We start from the raw sequence: 17,653 nt of genomic DNA, 5'->3' as shown, positions 1-17,653 counted from the left end.
TCGTAATTTAATGTGATTATCGAAAATGGGAGGATTTTGTACATGAGACGCGACTGGATAGAAGAGAGGTTGAAAAAAATAAATCGCCGGAAAAGCGACTTAGGCAAAGCACTTTCACTTCCTCCATCTCGTGTCAGCGAAATCATAAACGGCCGCAGGCGCATACAATCCAACGAAATTTCTAAATTAGCAAAATTTTTACTACTCAATCAGGATGAGGTTATTCACCATATCCGCAAAGAAACGGATGAGGCGAATCTAGATATTAAAAAAACCATTGAAACCGTCATTGTTGCAGGTCAGGCCTGTTCAAAAAATAGTACGTATTCACTTTGGCCCGAAGCAAACCGCTACATCATTACCTTACCCACAAGCCACAATTTTTCCTACTCAACCAAATATGCCTTCATAGAAAACACCAATACGTCAAAGAGGCTTCGAATCTTCGTGTGCATCACTAATTCTGACTTCCCAAATGACCCACCTTTACCTGATGCAAGTAACTTTACACCGACAAAAACCTTTCAATGCATGAACGAAGAGGACATGCATCAAATTGGAGAATACAAAGAAATTTAGATACCCCCATCACATTTTCACTAATCCCTGACATATAATTAAATATTTTCCATTGACCTTGTGTGCTATATAATTAAATAACCATTTATTGCTGTAATTTAAATTTAACACAGAGAATGCCATGACTATCCGCAACAACTTTGTTGACACCATCGGAAACACCCCTCTTATCCGCCTTACGGGCCCTTCCGAAGAAACTGGGTGTGATATTTACGGTAAAGCAGAGTTTCTTAACCCGGGCGGCTCAGTTAAAGATCGTGCAGCTCTTGCCATCATCGAAGATGCTGAGAAGAAAGGCATTCTAGAGCCAGGTGGGACCATCGTTGAAGGTACCGCAGGCAATACAGGTATTGGTTTGGCCTTGGTTGGTAACGCAAAAGGCTACAAAACCATTATTGTGATGCCTGAAACCCAAACCGATGAAAAAAAGGCGATCCTAAAATACTGCGGCGCTGACCTTCGCCTTGTTCCAGCCAAGCCATATAAAGATCCTGGTAACTATGTGAAATATTCAGGTCGCCTTGCAGAAGAACTGGCCGGAAGCAGTGACCACGGCGTCATCTGGGCCAATCAGTTTGACAATGTAGCGAACAAACTTGGCCACTATAAAACAACTGGCCCAGAAATTTTTGATCAAACAGACGGCAAGGTAGATGGCTTTATCTGCGCAGTTGGCAGTGGCGGCACACTTGCAGGGACAGCGGATGCTCTTCGTGAACGCAATCCGGGCATTAAAATCGGCATAGCTGATCCTATGGGCGCTGCCCTCTTCAACTATTATAAAAATGGAGAACTTAAAGCTGAGGGAAGTTCCATCAGTGAAGGTATTGGACAAGGCCGTATTACCGCCAACCTTGAAGGGCTTGAAGTTGACATGCCGTACCAAATAGGTGACGCAGAGGCCTTGAAAGTTCTATATGATTTGAACATCAAGGAAGGCCTTCAGATGGGACTTTCTTCCGGTGTGAATGTGGCCGGTGCAATTCGTATGGCCAAAGAAATGGGACCTGGGCACACAATCGTTACGGTACTCTGTGATACAGCCCAAAAATACTTTAGCAAACTCATGGATGTTGATATGTTGAGGGCAAACGACTTGCCGGTTGCGCCTTGGCTAGAGGACTGAATAATACCGGCTGATAACCGGGAGCCTTACCAAGAATGACACAAGATCTTTTCCGTGAAGATGCTTACCTTAAAGAATGCACCGCCAAAGTCGTGGAAATTAACGACCTTGGCGGTATTATTTTGGACCAAACTGTTTTTTACCCGACAGGCGGCGGTCAACCTGGCGATAAAGGGACCTTAATACTTTCCGATGGCGCGTCGGTCACGATTGCGACCACTGTTAAAGGCAACTCCCCAGACGAAATTGTTCATGTACCCGCTGAAGGACAAAACCTTCCTGCTGTAGGTGATACCGTCGCGGCTACTATCGATTGGGAGGCACGTCATCGCCTTATGCGAATGCACAGCTGCTTACACCTTCTTTCTGCTGTTCTCCCCTACCCTGTAACCGGTGGGCAAGTTTCTGATGGTAAGGGCCGACTTGACTTCGATTTGCCTGAAGCCACGCTGGACAAGGAAGAAATCACACAAAAATTGAATGATCTCATCTGTCAAAATCTGGATGTTTCCTTTAGCTGGATCTCAGATGAAGAACTGGACCAGAAGCCCGAGCTTGTTAAAACCATGTCCGTTCAGCCACCACGCGGAAGCGGCCGGGTTCGCCTGATCCGTATCGCCAACACCGACTTGCAGCCCTGCGGTGGTACACATGTCAGAAACACCTCCGAAATTGGACCTGTTCTTGTGCGGAAAATTGAAAAAAAGGGTCGTCAAAACAGACGCGTGTCTTTAATCTTTGACGAATAAATTGTGACGTTTAACAGGACTTATAATATCAATGGCCTACGCAAATCCAACTTCTCTTGTATCCACCGAATGGCTTCAACAAAATATGTCAGCACCTGACATTCGTATCGTCGATGCGTCGTGGTATATGCCAGCGGAAAACCGTGATCCGAAAGCTGAATTTGCAGAAAGCCATATTGAGGGAGCTGTCTTTTTTGATATCGATGATATCGCTGACACTGATATACCCTTGCCACACATGGTGCCAAGTCCTGAAAAATTTTCCAGCCGCGTCCGCAAGCTGGGCCTTGGCGATGGCAGCCGGATCATTATCTATGATAAATCCGGCGTTAGAAGCGCGGCCCGTGCCTGGTGGTTGTTCAAACTTTTTGGTCATGACGATGTCGCAATACTGGATGGCGGTATGCAAAAATGGTTGGACGAAGGCCGTCCAGTTTCCGATATGCCGTCCAAGCCAACGGAACGTCACTTTACGGCACGAATGAACAATATGATCCTGCGGGAGAAGGCGCAGGTTCGCCGCAACCTGGAAACCAATAAAGAACAGGTTTTGGATGCGCGCTCTCAAGGCCGTTATGAAGGCACCGCGCCGGAGCCACGTGAAGGATTGCGCGGCGGTCGTATCCCAGGCTCCTTAAACCTGCCGTTTGATCAACTGTTCAAAACAGACGGTACACTGCTCGCCGCTAATGACCTTAAGAAAGCCTACCTTGAAGCAGGCATTGACATGAACAAGCCTGTGATTACGTCATGTGGATCTGGTGTCACCGCGTGTGTGCTTGCATTTGGGCTTCATATGCTGGGACACCGCTTTGTATCTGTGTATGACGGCTCCTGGACAGAATGGGCGTTGGACGAACAGCTGCCAATTTCTACAGGTAAGAAAAAATAATGCCCCTTAAGCGCAAACCTGAGCCCAATGAAGATGGCCTCTGGCCGGTCACCATTACTTACCTTAAGATGACTGGGGGCCCTCGCCCCCAGAACATCACTCCCCCCGCAATACCTCATTCAATAATTCGCTCTGAAAACCCGACGGTATCTTTCTATCGCTATTTATATGACGCTGTTGGAAGAGATTGGGGATGGACTGACCGCAAGAAACTGTCCGATGAAGATCTCGATCGGGTCATCAAGGACAAAGACACAGAGATTTATGTTTTGTATGTCCGCGGCACTCCTGCTGGTTACGCAGAACTAAATTTCAAGAACTACCCAGCAGCTGTTGATCTTGCTTATTTCGGAATCATGCCGGAATTTATTGGCATGAAAATGGGCCCTTATTTTCTGAACTGGGCAATTGAGCAAGCATGGTATAGAGACCCTGACTGCATTACCGTCAACACCTGTACGCTGGATCATCCAAAAGCACTTCCGATGTATCAGCGCTTTGGTTATGTCCCTTATGAGCAACGTGAAGTGATTATTGATCCAATTGCGGATCATGACTAATCAGGAATAGGCTTTAAACAGCAAAGCAGCAAATGCTGCAGTTATCAGCGTTGCCGCAAATAGGAAGAGCGACAACGCTCCGTCAAACAGGCATACGCCATGGCCACCTCCGACCACGCAATGAACAGTCGTATTCAGGTAGTAAATCGCGCTAATGAAAGCAGCACAAAATCCAAGTGCCAACATCTGAATGATAAAGATTATAAGCCCATGAGGCATCTACCTACAGCCTTCTCCGCACAATCCCTAATTGAGAAAACAGTAAAACACATTAACAAAAACTACAAATAAAAAAGCCCCGGAAAAACCGGGGCTTTCTTTTGCATTGAGAAATTTATCCGTTGTGCAGGATCTGCGACAGGAACAATTTCGTGCGCTCACTTTGCGGGTTGTCGAAGAACTCGGTTGGTGGCGCCTGTTCAATTACTTCACCCTGATCCATAAAGATCACACGGTCAGCAACCGTTTTCGCAAAACCCATTTCATGGGTCACGCAAACCATTGTCATTCCTTCTTCGGCCAAGCTGATCATTGTGTCCAGAACCTCTGAAATCATTTCAGGGTCAAGCGCTGATGTCGGCTCATCAAACAACATTATACGTGGGTTCATGCACAATGAACGGGCAATCGCCACACGTTGTTGCTGACCACCAGACAATTGGCCTGGATACTTAAGTGCCTGGTCAGGAATTTTTACCCGCTCCAGAAACTTCATTGCTGTTGCTTCTGCTTCTTCCTTAGGTGTTTTACGCACCCAGATCGGAGCCAAAGTACAGTTCTCAAGCACTGTCAAATGTGGGAACAGGTTAAAGTGCTGGAACACCATCCCTACTTCACGACGGATTTCATCAATCTTCTTCACATCGTTTGTAAGTTCAATACCATCCACAATGATCTGGCCTTGCTGGTGCTCTTCCAAACGGTTGATACAACGGATCATTGTTGATTTACCGGAACCGGAAGGTCCACAAACAACAATTCTCTCACCACGTTCAACGGTCAGGTTAATGTCCCGAAGAACATGGAAATCACCATACCATTTGTGCATTCCGATGATCTGGATTGCAGCTTCACTTGCTGAATTATTCATGGCAGCTTCACTCATTTCGCCTGCCTCCTATCGTTTATGACCGGTATGGAGTTTGTTCTCCAACCAGATGCTATATCTTGACATGCCAAAGCAGAAAACCCAGAAAACTATGGCTACGAACACGTAACCCTCGGTCGCCAGACCAAGCCAGTTTTTATCTTGAGTACCCGCTTTCACAACACTCAACAGATCAAACAGACCGATGATCAAAACCAATGTCGTATCTTTGAACAAACCGATAAAGGTGTTCACGATAGACGGGATAGAGATCTTCAGCGCCTGCGGCAGAATAATCAGCCACATGGTCTGCCAGTAACCAAGACCAAGTGACATGGCTGCCTCTGTCTGTCCTTTTGGAAGTGCCTGCAAACCACCACGCACCACCTCAGCCATATAAGCCGCGGAGAAGAGTGACATACCCACCAGAGCACGGATCAGTTTATCAAAATTCTGACCTTCCGGCAGGAACAGTGGCAGCATCACAGATGCCATGAAGAGAACGGAAATAAGTGGAACGGCACGGATCAACTCAATAAAGCCGACACAGACCATACGAACCACCGGCATTTCAGACCGGCGGCCGAGCGCCAGAATAATACCAAGCGGCAACGCCACAAAGATGGATACCGACGCCAGAACCAATGTCAGGAACAGGCCACCCCACTGGGATGTTTCGACAACTTCCAATCCGAAACCACCAAAGAAAAGGAAGTAACAGATAATTGGATAGATGACGAACAGGTACAACGCTGGCCATTTTTTGTTCTTAACATAGTTGGAAAGAACAAGAAAAAGACCAATTGCACCAAGCACATAACCGACGTTAATGCGCCAGCGTTCAGCTTCCGGATAGAAACCATACATAACCTGACCAAAGCGCTGCTTAATGAAAACCCAGCAAGCACCATCAAGTGTACAGTCATCACGGGTCGTTCCCGCAAAATTCGCGCTGATAATCGTGAAGTCGATGAATGCATACAGTGCTTTATAGGCTACATAAGCAGCAACAACTGTCAGAATTGTGTTGAACCAACTTGAGAACAAATTCTGTCTCAACCAGCCAATAACGCCTGTTGTTGTTACCGGAGGTGGCATTTCCGGATGGCGTTCTGTTTTAACAATAGCCATGTCTTACCTCTCCACCAATGCAATGCGTTTATTGTACCAGTTCATAAAGACCGAGATGATCAAACTGATCGTCAGGTAGAACAACATTGTCAAAGCAATGATCTCAATGGCCTGGCCTGTCTGGTTTAATGACGTACCTGCAAAAATCGCAACAATTTCCGAATAACCAATCGCTGTTGCCAGGGATGAGTTTTTCGTCAGGTTCAGGAACTGACTGGTAAGCGGTGGAATAATCACACGAAGCGCCTGCGGAATAATAATAAGACGCATGGTGACACTCGGTTTAATACCAAGCGAGTTGGCTGCCTCGGTTTGACCATGGCTCACCGCATTAATACCTGAGCGGACAATTTCAGCAATAAATCCACCTGTATAAATGGAAAGCCCAAGGAAGAGCGCCATAAATTCAGGTTTAATCACCCAACCGCCCGCAATGTTAAAGCGGCCCATTGACGGATATTCAAGCGCGAACGGAATTCCGGAAACCAAAGCTGCCAGAACTGGCAAACCAATGATTAGTGCCAAACCGGTGGTGAAAACAGGGAATTGCTGCCCAGTTTCATCCTGACGTTTGTGAGCCCATTTGCTCACAAAAACTGTCGCAATGATACCCAGCACAAAAGCTGTTGGAATAAGCCAGAAGCCGCTGTCTGGAACAATGCTAGGGAAGTAGAAGCCACGGTTGTTAATGGCTACACTGTCACCTAATTTGACACTGTCACGAACCTTTGGAAGTTCCAGAAGAACGGCCAGATACCAGAACAGAAGTTGCACCAGCAATGGAATATTCCGAACCACTTCAATGTAAACATAGGCGATACGGTTTACGATCCAGTTATTGGAGAGGCGCAAAACGCCAAAAACAAAGCCGATAATCGTTGCCAGGACAATGCCTGAAAGCGATACAGCCAAGGTATTGATTATACCAATAAGCAGCACATCACCATGTGTGGAGGTTTGTGCGTTATAGTCGACAAGTAGAACAATCCCGATATCAAATCCAGAATTCTGACTTAAGAAGTCAAAACCAGATGCAATACCACGCTTCTCGAGATTAGTGATCGTATTGTCAGCGATGTAGTAGACGAAAGCGAGGAAAGTCACGATCACCAGGACCTGAAAAAACAGGGCCCTTATCTTCGGATCGCGGAACGGACTTACCTTGGCTCCCTCTGACATACCAGGGACATCAGCTGTCATGTGGTAGCTCCTTTGGGAGAATGAAGATCTCTATAAACAAAAAGAGTGCATGTCTGTTAAGAGACACACACTCTTTTTTAGTTCAGTTCAGCGCCTTAGCGTGCTGGTGGTGCGTAAAGGATACCGCCTTTGCTCCACAGCTGGTTAAGACCGCGAGAGATTTTCAGAGGTGTGCTTTGACCAAGGTGCTTCTCGAAAATTTCACCATAGTTACCCACCATAGAAACGATGTTGTAAGCCCATGCAGCGTCCAGGCCGAGCTGCTGACCGAGGTCACCAGATACGCCCATCAAACGTTGGATTTCTGGGTTTTTGCTACCTTTCATTTCAGCAGCATTTGCAGTTGTTACACCAAGTTCTTCAGCAATAACCAGAGCGTTCAGTGTCCAACGAGCGATATCACCCCATGCATTGTCGCCGTGACGTACAAGTGGGCCGAGTGGCTCTTTAGAGATAACTTCTGGAAGAACGATGTGGTTTTCTGGATCTGCGATCACAGAACGCTGAGCATACAGACCGGATTGGTCAGTTGTGTAAACGTCACATGTATCTTTGATATAAGCTTCACGAACCTCATCCGCTGTGTCGAACAGAACGGAGTCAAATTTCATGCCCTGCGCTGCGAAGTAGTCAGCGAGGTTCAGTTCAGTTGTTGTACCGGACTGCAGACAAACACGTGCGCCGTCCAATTCTTTAGCAGTTGAAACGCCAAGAGACTTCTTAACCATGAAACCTTGACCGTCGTAGTAGTTCACACCTACGAATTCAAAGCCCAGGTTCACGTCACGAGACAGTGTCCATGTTGTGTTACGTGCCAGAACGTCAATTTCACCAGACTGTAGCGCTGTGAAACGTTCTTTAGCAGTTGTTGGTGTGTATTTTACTTTGTCAGGGTCACCGAAAATCGCTGCGGACATCGCACGGCAGAAATCAACGTCAAAGCCTTCCCATACACCTTTGTCGTTTGGAGCCGCGAAGCCAGCCAGACCAGTAGTGACACCACACTGGATAAAGCCTTTTGCTTTAACGTCGTCCAGAGTCGCTGCAGAGGCAGTACCTACCATCATCGTAGCTGCAGTAGCGATCGCCATAAAGCTCGCTTTTTTCATAGAAATAACCTTCCTGTCAGTTTTTCAATTCTTTGTGTACGAACCGGAACTAAGTTCCAGATTAAAAAAATCGCACTTTCCAAAATCCGGCTTTCCCAGTTCCGAATTTCATCTTTGACGATAATATTTTTGACCTACCCGTCAATGCAAAATTTCGGATTTATGGTTAAAGCCGACAATTTTTCATAATTTTGATAACAAAATTTCCTTCTTTCATCACTCTCAGCAATCCTATATTGATGGAGGGAAATCAATCCATTGCAGGAGTCATTTGAGAAGATGAAAGATGAAACAAAGCTTGTCGTAGCTGGACGGGACCCTGAATCCAACTTCGGTATTGTCAATGTTCCGGTGTATCACGCCTCAACAGTCCTTTATTCTTCCCTAGATGACCTGCAGCAACGCCATAAAGAACGTGCGGAAGGTAAGCAAGTTGTCACATACGGACGTATGGGAACCCCTACAACCTGGTCGCTGGAAGAGGCTGTAGCTGAAATTGAAGGTGGTTACCGTTGTCAGGTGTTTCCGTCGGGTCTAGCTGCCTGTGCGCAAGCAATTCAGGCTTTTGTGAAAACAGGAGACCACATCCTTGTCACCGACAGTGTTTACGGTCCAACGCGTTACTTCTGCGACAATGTACTGAGCCGTTTTGGTGTTGAGACTACATATTACGATCCGCTCATTGGTGGCGGCATATCCGAGCTTATCAGAGACAATACAAGCGTTGTCTTTGTCGAATCACCAGGTTCACAGACATTTGAAATGCAGGATATTCCTGCAATCTCAGATCAGGCTCACAAACGCGGTGCCGTTGTCTTGATGGATAATACCTGGGCCTCTCCTCTTTATTATAAGCCGTTTGAACATGGCGTGGATGTATCCATTCAGGCGGGTACAAAATATATCGTAGGTCACTCTGATGTGATGATGGGAACCGTCACCACGAACAAGGAACATTGGGAAACATTGCAAACGGCTGCGAATCTCAATGGTCAAACAGCAGGTCCAGATGACGTTTATCTGGCGCAGCGGGGTATGCGGACACTCTCTGTTCGTCTCAAACAACATATGGAAAACGGCATTAAAGTCGCAGAATGGCTCAAGGGTCGTTCTGAGGTACACTCTGTGTTGCACCCTGCCCTTAAAGATCATCCGGGACATGATCTTTGGAAACGTGATTTCCTGGGTGCTTCCGGTCTCTTCTCTTTCCGCCTAAATGCCTTGTCTCGTGATGCGCTCGCAGCCTTTATGGATGATCTTGAACTCTTTGGCATGGGGTATTCCTGGGGCGGTTATGAAAGCCTCATTATATATGCAGACCCAAGCAACTATCGTACAGCGACCAAGTGGGACAACACTAACCCACTGATTCGTCTGCATATTGGTCTGGAAGATACGGATGATCTGATTGCCGACCTCACTGCAGGATTTGATCGATTGAAAGCAGCACAATGAACAGTGAACTGGAAAAACTCCTCAAACTGAATGCGGATGGCTTGATCCCAGCCATTGCCCAACAGCATGACACTGGCGAAGTCTTGATGATGGCGTGGATGAATAAGGACGCCATTGAAGAGACTCTGAAAACCGGTCGCGTTTGTTATTGGTCCCGCTCCCGCCAGTCTCTTTGGCGCAAAGGGGAAACATCGGGCAATTCACAGAGGCTGATCAGTTTCAGGCTAGACTGTGATGGCGATACCATCCTTGTCCTTGTCGATCAGGAAGGCGCGGCTTGTCATACAGGCCGGCGCAACTGTTTTTTCTACGAACCTAAGGATGCAGGTGTTGAGATTATATCTGCGCCCATCATGTCCAAGGAAGAAATGTACGGGAAAAAGTAACCTTTTTCTTCATTTCTATTTATAAAGAGGGCGACAAACCGTTTGTGGCCCTCTTTTAGATTTAAGTTGCTATCAATGACATCCCACATGAAATCTGTTGCAATCATTGGCGGTGGTCCTGCGGGACTGATGGCGGCTTACTTTCTGTGTCAGAACAAAAACCTGAACATCACGGTATATGAACAAAAACCATCCGTTGGGCGAAAATTCCTGATTGCCGGACGCGGAGGCCTTAACCTGACAAATGCGGAAGATTTGGAGTTCTTCTTAAACAGGTATGAGAAAGCCACGCCTTTTATGGCACCTCATATTCAAAATTTCACACCTCAGGATCTTCAAAACTGGGCAAATGATCTAGGGGTTGAAACTTTTACCGGGTCAAGCGGGCGCGTATTCCCTGTTAAAATGAAAGCTACATCCCTGATGCGGGCGTGGACGAAATACTTATCCGGCGCCAATGTCCAATTTAAGTTAAGCACTACATTCACTGGCCTTGGTGACGATGGTACCCTTCAGTTCAAAGATAAGGATAACACCTTATTTTTTGATAACCCAGACGCTGTTCTCCTTTCTTGTGGTGGCGCAAGCTACAAACATTTAGGGGCTACGGGAGAATGGGTAGATGCAATCAAAGGTTTTGACTTAGTTTGCAATCCATTCGCACCGATTAATTGCGGTTACAGAGTAGACTGGTCAAACCATATACTTCCAACCTTTGAAGGCGAACCTTTGAAGAATGTAGCTGTCTCTCTAAATGGCAAAGTTGGCCGTGGTGATCTGATTATTTCAAAATCGGGGCTGGAAGGTGGGGCTATTTACGCGATCAGCATTGAAGTCACCAAACAGCTACAAATCAGCAAACCTGTTCACTTGTCACTGGATTTGCGCCCTGATCAAACTGCCGAAGAATTACAGGAAAAATTGTCCAAAAGGCGCAAAAAAGACAGTCTCTCCAATTACTTGAGGAAGAGACTTAAACTGTCTTCACTGGAAGTCTCTCTTTTAAACGAGTTTACCGACCGAGATCGCTTTCAGGATCCAAGCTATATCGCAGCCTCAATAAAGAACCTGCAAATCCCTATTCTGGATACTGCACCTATGGACCGGGCCATCAGCGTCATGGGCGGACTTGATTTATCCGAACTGGATGAAAACCTGATGATCCGTAAAAATCCAGGATGGTTCGCGGCGGGCGAAATGCTGGATTGGCAGGCACCAACAGGAGGATATCTGCTTCAAGGTTGTTTTTCGACCGGTGTCAGCGCTGCAAAAGGAATACTCCGCTGGTTGGATGCTTAACGCGCGATATTGCCTGAAGAAGCAGCGAGACTATTGATCATCTCTTCAATGCCTTTGCGATCTTTCAGGTAAAGGTTCTTCCCTTTTTTCAGTACCAAACCATCATTTGCAAGCTGTCCCAAAACACGGGCAACTGTCTCACGCGTTGTAGATACCCGACTGGCAATTGTGCTTTGTGTTGGCATCGGATAGATCAGCCAAGAATCCGCCATAAGTGGATCTGGCTTTGCCATACGCAGAAGTTCCTGACAAACGCGCTGAACAGCGCCTAACGTGGAGAGATCCAAAATGCGTTCATCATTGACGCGGATGATGCGCGCCAGTCTCTGCATCACCTGAATGGTCACCATTGGGTGCTTTTGCAGCAGCTCCATAAAATTCTCTGGTGATAAGGAGGCCACCAAACATTTCTTGTGGGCGATGACATTGGCAGACCTTGGACGGCCATCAATGGCGGATAGCTCACCAAAATATTGACCAGCATCCACAGTCGCATAAGCCACCTCACGACCGGAGACACCAAAATTCACAATATTGACGCTTCCATCCACAACAAAGAACACGTCCCGGCTTGTGCTGGAACGCTCCAAGATCTGCTCGCCTCCATTGTAGGTACGCCATACGCACTTACCCGCAATCATGATGCGTTCTTCAGAAGTCAGCTCAGATAGTAATTCAATGTTATCTAGATTTTGCATCTTAAATGCCCAGACCACCCCAAAAGACTGGCGAACGCCAGTTTACCCATTTCAAGGAATTTAAGGGCTGAATTACTTTTCGGCAAGTCATATAAATAGGCTTTATTAAAAGAATTATTTGAAGATAGGCAGTTGATCCCGCCTATCTTCAGCTTTGGGGAAATAAAATGGCCATCTGGATTAAAAACCCGCTAGCTATTCTGGCAGAAAACGCCGGCAACGGCATTGTTATTAAAGGCGATAAAATAGCTGAACTTGTAAAAGCCGGAGACAAGCCCAAGGGTCAATACCAGAAACTTGAAACCTTTGACGCCAGTGATCTGGTTTTAATCCCCGGCCTTATCAATACTCATCATCATTTCTATCAAACACTGACACGCGCCTGCCCGCCAGCACTCAACAAGCCACTTTTCCCTTGGCTGAAGGCTCTTTACCCGATATGGGCGCGCCTTACCCCTCAAATGATCAAAAGCTCTAGCAAACTTGCATTGGCTGAACTATTGCTGTCGGGCTGCACAACAGCGGCAGATCACCACTATCTGTTCCCCGCGCAATTGCAGGACGCCATTGATCATCAGGTTGAAGCAGCGAAAGAGTTGTCCATCCGTACCGTCCTCACCCGAGGATCCATGAGTCTCGGCGAAGATGATGGCGGACTACCTCCTCAGTCAACAGTTCAGGAAGAACAAACCATTCTGGATGACAGCCTTCGTTTAATTAAGGACTATCATGATCCAGATGACGGCTCGATGGTGCAATTGGCTCTCGCCCCCTGCTCTCCTTTTTCTGTAAGTGAAAATCTGATGAGAGAAAGCTCCAAGCTTGCTCGTGAACATAATGTGCGCACCCATACACATTTGGCGGAAACCCATGACGAAACAGATTTCTGTCTCAAAATGTTTGGCATGCGTCCTCTAGATTACCTTGAACATGTTGGGTGGATGAATGATAAGACCTGGCTTGCCCATGGTATCCATTTTGATGACAATGAAATCGCCCGACTTGGAAACGCGAAAGTTGGTATCTGTCACTGCCCATCCTCCAACATGGTCCTGTCATCCGGTATTTGCAGGACACTGGAACTGAAAAAAGCGGGCTCTCCTGTTGGACTTGGTGTTGATGGATCCGCTTCCAATGACGGATCCAATCTTATTCAGGAGGTGAGGCAGGCCATGATGATTGGGCGTCTAAGATATGAAGCCGATGAAATGACTCATCTTGAAGCCCTCTCCTTTGCCACTAAGGGATCCGCACAGTGTTTAGGGCGTGGCGACATCGGGGAGATTAAAGTTGGTGCAGAAGCAGACTTGGCATTGTTCGCACTTGATGAAGCACGCTTCTCAGGTGCCGGAGATCCCATGGCAGCGCTTGTTTTATGTGGTGCCCATAAAGCCGAACATGTCATGATCAAAGGTGAGTGGCGCGTGAAAAACGGGGAAATTCCGGAACTAGACATGAATGAACTGATGCGGGAACATAAATCTCTCGCACATCAACTGTATCATAGCTGATACCGTCAACAGCATGCATTTGTAGGTTGCCAAAAGCCTCAAGCCATTTAAGATACTAGGAAAATTAAATCCGCCGAGGTCATCGGTCAGGTTCGGGTAAGCGTATTTAGGGGGAAATACCATTCCAAAAACAGTTGATACATTGGTTGAGGATATTCTTGCCGATCTTGATATTAAAGCCCGGTCTCTCCTTGTCACAATCTGGGGGGATTGCATTGCTCCTCATGGCCGTACTGTCTGGCTTGGCAGCTTAATTGAATTGGTATCTTGTCTGGGATTGAATGAACGCGCGGTCCGAACCAGTGTCTTTCGCCTTAAAAACGAGAAGATACTGGTAAGCTCCCAAAAAGGCAGGAAGAGTTTCTATACGCTCACAGGGTCCGGTCAGCTGCGTTTTGAAGAAGCCACCAAAAGGATTTACAGTCACCTTCCCGAAGCCTGGGATGGCAAATGGACATTGTTATTTACCGGCCGCAGAGAAATGAAATCCTCCCTCAAGAAGAAGCTCTATTCCGAGCTTCACTGGCTGGGATATGGTGATTTGGGCTCAGGTATCCTTGCGCACCCTCGGGGGAATGTCAGTAGTATTCAGCACCTCCTTGAAGATTTAGGGGTGGAGGATCAGGTGGCCGTTATGCAGGCGGCTTCCATCGCGGCTCCGGAAAAAACACCAGCCCACATTATGGTCAAAAAAGGCTGGAACCTGGAGGAAATCGAAAGCGGTTACAAGGATTTTATTGAAAGTTTTGCCCCTGTTCTCAATCAAATAAAAAACGAACAGACTATTTCAAGCAAAACAGCCTTCCTGCTGCGAATACTTGCGGTGCATGATTATCGTCGCGCTTTACTGCAAGACCCTAGATTGCCGGATCGTCTGTTGCCCGAAGGATGGGCGGGTGCCGATGCACGTCAATTATTTCACGATATTTATCAGCTGATCTGGCGAGATGCAGAAAGCTATCTCACACAAATACTGGAAACCGAAGAAGGCCAGTTGCCAGAAGCGAGTAAAGAGTTTTTATCGAGGTTTGGGGGTCTGAAGTAAGGAGCGAAAGAGAGCGTTATGGGAGCAGGACTAAAAGTAGCAATCATAGGTTCCGGCCCGGCCGGAATGTACACTGCGGGTGCGTTAAACACCAAATGCGCAGGCTGCGAGATCGATATTCTCGATAAGTTGGCAACGCCATATGGACTCATTCGAACCGGGGTTGCCCCTGACCACCAAACAACCAAAAATGTCTCTCGCGCCTATGATAAGATCATGGAAAATGGCAATGTTCGCTTTGTCGGCAATGTCAGTTTCGGTGACGACATCTCTCTTGAAACACTGCAATCACTTTATGATGTGGTTGTCTTTGCCATCGGCACACCGAAGGATCGAAGCCTTGGAATTGAAGGTGAAGATAAAAACGGCGTCTTTGGCGCTCAAACCTTCGTTTACTGGTACAACGGACATCCGGAATTTCGCGATGCTGTTCCTCACCTTGAAGTGGAAAACGCCATTGTCATTGGAAATGGTAATGTCGCACTGGATGTGGCGCGCGTGATCCTCAGCACTGAAGGGGAAATGCAGGCTTCAGACCTTGTGGACCATGCGGGGCAACATATTTTCGATAGTCCGCTTAAATCTGTACGTATTGTCGGAAGGCGGGGCCCCGAACATGCCCAGTTTTCCACCAAGGAACTTGGTGAATTAAAGGATCTTGAAACCGCAACGGTAATCACTGATCCCGAATTGCTCCCCAGAAATTTCACCCATGAAGATGCCAAAACGGAAAAGAAAGTCAAAAACAACCTGGCGCTGCTGGAAGCCTATTCAGAGAATGCTCCAAGTGAGGATAAAAGATCCTTATATCTGGATTTCCTCCTCACACCGCTAGAGGCTGTCGGAGATGAGCAAATAAGGTCTTTGAAGCTTGAGGTAAACCGGATTGAGAACGGCAATGCCGTCGGCACCGGGGAGGTTATCGAAGTACCTTGCGATTTGCTGGTGACCTGTATTGGCTATGAGCTAACCAATGTAGGCGGACTGCCTGTTGAAAATGGGGTTGTCAAAAACACGGATGGCCGTGTTAGCGATGGCCTTTATGTTGTGGGTTGGGCAAAACGTGGACCATCTGGCACCATCGGAACAAACCGAATTGACAGCCAAAATGTTGTTGATCTGATTTTGGAAGACCATTGTGGCGGGCCTGATCCAGAAAAGCCCGGCTCTGCAGGGCTGGACAAATACTGTAAAGAGAACCAGATACATACAGTGAGTTTTGAAGATTGGCAGAAAATCAATCAGGCCGAGCAGGATCGCGCAGGCGATGAAAGCCCGAGAAAGAAATTTGTTAGAAAGCGCGATATGCTGACACTGCTAAGTGAGGACTAAACAGTAATGATCATTGCCCAATTGAGTGACCCTCACATTGCAGAATCGGATGATAAGTTTCAGGAATTGTACGACACCGCTGGAAAGCTCGCTCTTTCCATTGAAAAACTCAATTCGATACGTCCCCGTCCTGTTTGCGCCGTCATGTCAGGTGACCTTGTGAACAATGGACTCGCTACCGAATATAAGGTTTTCAAAAACATTGTTTCGAAATCCGAGATTCCTTTGTATCTGGGCATTGGCAACCATGACCACCGGGAAGTGTTTCTTGAAGAGTTTAAAGATCAAGATTACCTGCCTGAGGACGGGTTCGTTCAATATGCCGTGGATCTGGGTGGTGTGCGCCTGATAATGCTGGATACCTATATTCCAAAATCACCAAATGGCACTCTCTGCGAAGAACGTCTCAAGTGGTTGGATGAAACTCTTTCCGAAGACACAACTACGCCTGCTCTGATATTCATGCATCACCCACCCTTCAAAACCGGAATTGAGGCGATGGATATTATGGGCCTAAAAGATCCAGAACCTTTTGAAGAAATTATCGAGAAACACGACCATATTGTTCAGATCTTCTGCGGGCACCTCCACAGAAATATTACTTCCCGATTTGGCGGAAAGATAACGACAGTATGCCCTTCGACATCTCACAAAGTTCTCATGCATCTTGAAAAGGACACAAGGCTTGCAACGACCAACGAGCCTGCAGAAATCCAGCTGCATCTTTGGGATGGGCAAAGCCGCATCACAACACATAGCGCCTTTACGGCACCCTTTGATATTTTATGGGAACTTGACGGACCCTTGGATTTCTAAAGGCTCATTGGGAAATGTGATCCAGTCCCATCTGCCAGAAATTGATCTCCAACTGGGTTGCCTGACGGAAGGTTTTGGATAGATCTTCAAAGCGCGCCTCTGTCAGACGGTTATCTGCTATTTTCTGTAGTTGCTCTATGGCTCCTTCCAGAACTTCACCATATTCCTGACCGCTATACATGTCTATCCACGGAAGATATGGATTATTGTCAAGAACAGTATCTATGGAGGATTTCAAGCGTTCTCCTATCTCACCATACCCGATAACGCACGGAGCCAGCGCGACGTATAGGTCCAAAATATCCCCTGACACGCCTTTCTCCAATACATAGCGCGTGTAGGCCATATTCTCCGGGGCTTCTGGCATGTTTTGCATATCCACCTCGCTGATCCCCCAGCCTTTGCAATACTCCACATGCAGTTGCATTTCCGTGTCAATCAAACCTAGCACTGTTTGAGTTGCAGCCCTCATATCCTCCAGATTATCTGCTTTATAGGCTGCAAGCGCATAGGCCCTCGCAAAGTGGATCAGAAATACATAATCCTGCTTAAGATAATATTTGAACGCGTCTTCGGGAAGAGTACCATTTTGCATCCCCGACACAAATTCATGATGCGTATAAGCGTGCCAGACATCTTTATTCTGGTCTTTCAGTCGATCAAAAAACGTCATTTTAT

At 46.9% G+C, this 17,653-nt stretch carries 19 protein-coding genes; 12 read left to right on the top strand and 7 right to left on the bottom strand.

Features of this window, described 5'->3' with window-relative positions; translation table 11 throughout:
* The first annotated feature begins 42 nt into the window (after positions 1-42).
* The 5 genes from GUA87_RS09370 to GUA87_RS09350 all read left to right on the top strand — a co-directional run bounded on the left by GUA87_RS09370 (position 43) and on the right by GUA87_RS09350 (position 3,906).
* A complete protein-coding gene (locus GUA87_RS09370) occupies positions 43-579 on the top strand; it encodes a helix-turn-helix transcriptional regulator (protein WP_193716293.1) in 537 nt (178 codons plus the stop codon).
* Positions 580-700: 121 nt separating this feature from the next.
* Positions 701-1,705: a cysteine synthase A gene (locus GUA87_RS09365; RefSeq protein ID WP_193716292.1), complete on the top strand. Its 1,005-nt coding sequence runs from the start codon at positions 701-703 to the stop codon at positions 1,703-1,705.
* Positions 1,706-1,740: 35 nt separating this feature from the next.
* Positions 1,741-2,454: an alanyl-tRNA editing protein gene (locus tag GUA87_RS09360; RefSeq protein ID WP_193716291.1), complete on the top strand. Its 714-nt coding sequence runs from the start codon at positions 1,741-1,743 to the stop codon at positions 2,452-2,454.
* 31 nt (positions 2,455-2,485) lie between these two features.
* On the top strand, positions 2,486-3,346 hold the full coding sequence (gene sseA / locus GUA87_RS09355) for a 3-mercaptopyruvate sulfurtransferase (protein WP_193716290.1): 861 nt from the start codon (positions 2,486-2,488) through the stop codon (positions 3,344-3,346).
* Positions 3,346-3,906, top strand: coding sequence for a GNAT family N-acetyltransferase (locus GUA87_RS09350; RefSeq protein WP_193716289.1), 561 nt, complete (start codon positions 3,346-3,348; stop codon positions 3,904-3,906). Before sseA ends, GUA87_RS09350 begins: the two co-directional genes overlap by 1 nt.
* On the opposite strand, the gene GUA87_RS09345 is transcribed toward GUA87_RS09350, so the two are convergent.
* From GUA87_RS09345 to GUA87_RS09325, 5 genes are all read right to left on the bottom strand, one after another.
* A complete protein-coding gene (locus tag GUA87_RS09345; RefSeq protein WP_193716288.1) occupies positions 3,907-4,125 on the bottom strand; it encodes a hypothetical protein in 219 nt (72 codons plus the stop codon).
* Positions 4,126-4,240: 115 nt separating this feature from the next.
* Positions 4,241-5,011, bottom strand: a complete 771-nt coding sequence (locus tag GUA87_RS09340) for an amino acid ABC transporter ATP-binding protein (RefSeq protein WP_193716287.1) — start codon at positions 5,009-5,011, stop codon at positions 4,241-4,243.
* Between the two features lie 12 nt (positions 5,012-5,023).
* Entirely contained in the window at positions 5,024-6,124 is a 1,101-nt protein-coding gene (locus GUA87_RS09335; protein WP_193716286.1) for an amino acid ABC transporter permease, read from the bottom strand.
* A 3-nt stretch (positions 6,125-6,127) separates the two neighbouring features.
* Positions 6,128-7,324, bottom strand: a complete 1,197-nt coding sequence (locus GUA87_RS09330) for an amino acid ABC transporter permease (RefSeq protein ID WP_193716285.1) — start codon at positions 7,322-7,324, stop codon at positions 6,128-6,130.
* A 95-nt stretch (positions 7,325-7,419) separates the two neighbouring features.
* On the bottom strand, positions 7,420-8,433 hold the full coding sequence (locus GUA87_RS09325; protein ID WP_193716284.1) for an amino acid ABC transporter substrate-binding protein: 1,014 nt from the start codon (positions 8,431-8,433) through the stop codon (positions 7,420-7,422).
* 279 nt (positions 8,434-8,712) lie between these two features.
* Here GUA87_RS09325 and metC point away from each other — a divergent pair, with 279 nt between their 5' ends.
* The 3 genes from metC (at position 8,713) to GUA87_RS09310 (ending at position 11,573) form a co-directional block, all read left to right on the top strand.
* Positions 8,713-9,888 carry a cystathionine beta-lyase gene (gene metC / locus GUA87_RS09320; RefSeq protein WP_193716283.1) on the top strand — a complete coding sequence of 392 codons (1,176 nt, stop codon included), beginning with the start codon at positions 8,713-8,715 and terminating at the stop codon, positions 9,886-9,888.
* Positions 9,885-10,274: a phosphoribosyl-AMP cyclohydrolase gene (hisI, locus tag GUA87_RS09315; RefSeq protein WP_227711820.1), complete on the top strand. Its 390-nt coding sequence runs from the start codon at positions 9,885-9,887 to the stop codon at positions 10,272-10,274. Before metC ends, hisI begins: the two co-directional genes overlap by 4 nt.
* A gap of 87 nt (positions 10,275-10,361) precedes the next feature.
* Complete coding sequence (locus GUA87_RS09310; RefSeq protein WP_193716282.1) at positions 10,362-11,573, top strand: TIGR03862 family flavoprotein; 1,212 nt, start codon at positions 10,362-10,364, stop codon at positions 11,571-11,573.
* Here GUA87_RS09310 and GUA87_RS09305 read toward each other — a convergent pair.
* Complete coding sequence (locus GUA87_RS09305) at positions 11,570-12,271, bottom strand: Crp/Fnr family transcriptional regulator (protein ID WP_193716281.1); 702 nt, start codon at positions 12,269-12,271, stop codon at positions 11,570-11,572. The genes GUA87_RS09310 and GUA87_RS09305 overlap by 4 nt on opposite strands.
* Positions 12,272-12,438: 167 nt before the next feature.
* Between GUA87_RS09305 and GUA87_RS09300 the strand changes: the two genes are divergently transcribed.
* The 4 genes from GUA87_RS09300 to GUA87_RS09285 all read left to right on the top strand — a co-directional run bounded on the left by GUA87_RS09300 (position 12,439) and on the right by GUA87_RS09285 (position 16,975).
* The gene (locus GUA87_RS09300) at positions 12,439-13,782 is read left to right on the top strand and encodes an 8-oxoguanine deaminase (RefSeq protein ID WP_193716280.1); all 1,344 of its coding nucleotides are present in this window, start codon (positions 12,439-12,441) and stop codon (positions 13,780-13,782) included.
* A gap of 142 nt (positions 13,783-13,924) precedes the next feature.
* On the top strand, positions 13,925-14,827 hold the full coding sequence (gene paaX / locus GUA87_RS09295; protein WP_193716279.1) for a phenylacetic acid degradation operon negative regulatory protein PaaX: 903 nt from the start codon (positions 13,925-13,927) through the stop codon (positions 14,825-14,827).
* 18 nt (positions 14,828-14,845) lie between these two features.
* Positions 14,846-16,159 carry an FAD-dependent oxidoreductase gene (locus GUA87_RS09290; protein ID WP_193716278.1) on the top strand — a complete coding sequence of 438 codons (1,314 nt, stop codon included), beginning with the start codon at positions 14,846-14,848 and terminating at the stop codon, positions 16,157-16,159.
* A 6-nt stretch (positions 16,160-16,165) separates the two neighbouring features.
* The gene (locus GUA87_RS09285) at positions 16,166-16,975 is read left to right on the top strand and encodes a phosphodiesterase (RefSeq protein WP_193716277.1); all 810 of its coding nucleotides are present in this window, start codon (positions 16,166-16,168) and stop codon (positions 16,973-16,975) included.
* Between the two features lie 4 nt (positions 16,976-16,979).
* Here the strand turns inward: GUA87_RS09285 and tenA are convergent, their stop codons facing one another.
* On the bottom strand, positions 16,980-17,648 hold the full coding sequence (gene tenA / locus GUA87_RS09280; protein WP_193716276.1) for a thiaminase II: 669 nt from the start codon (positions 17,646-17,648) through the stop codon (positions 16,980-16,982).
* Between the last annotated feature and the right edge of the window lie 5 nt (positions 17,649-17,653).

Origin of the sequence: Sneathiella sp. P13V-1, assembly GCF_015143595.1 — a bacterium.
GTDB lineage: Bacteria > Pseudomonadota > Alphaproteobacteria > Sneathiellales > Sneathiellaceae > Sneathiella.
Note: the sequence above shows the minus strand (reverse complement) of the source record. Positions and strands in the feature narration are given on the sequence as shown.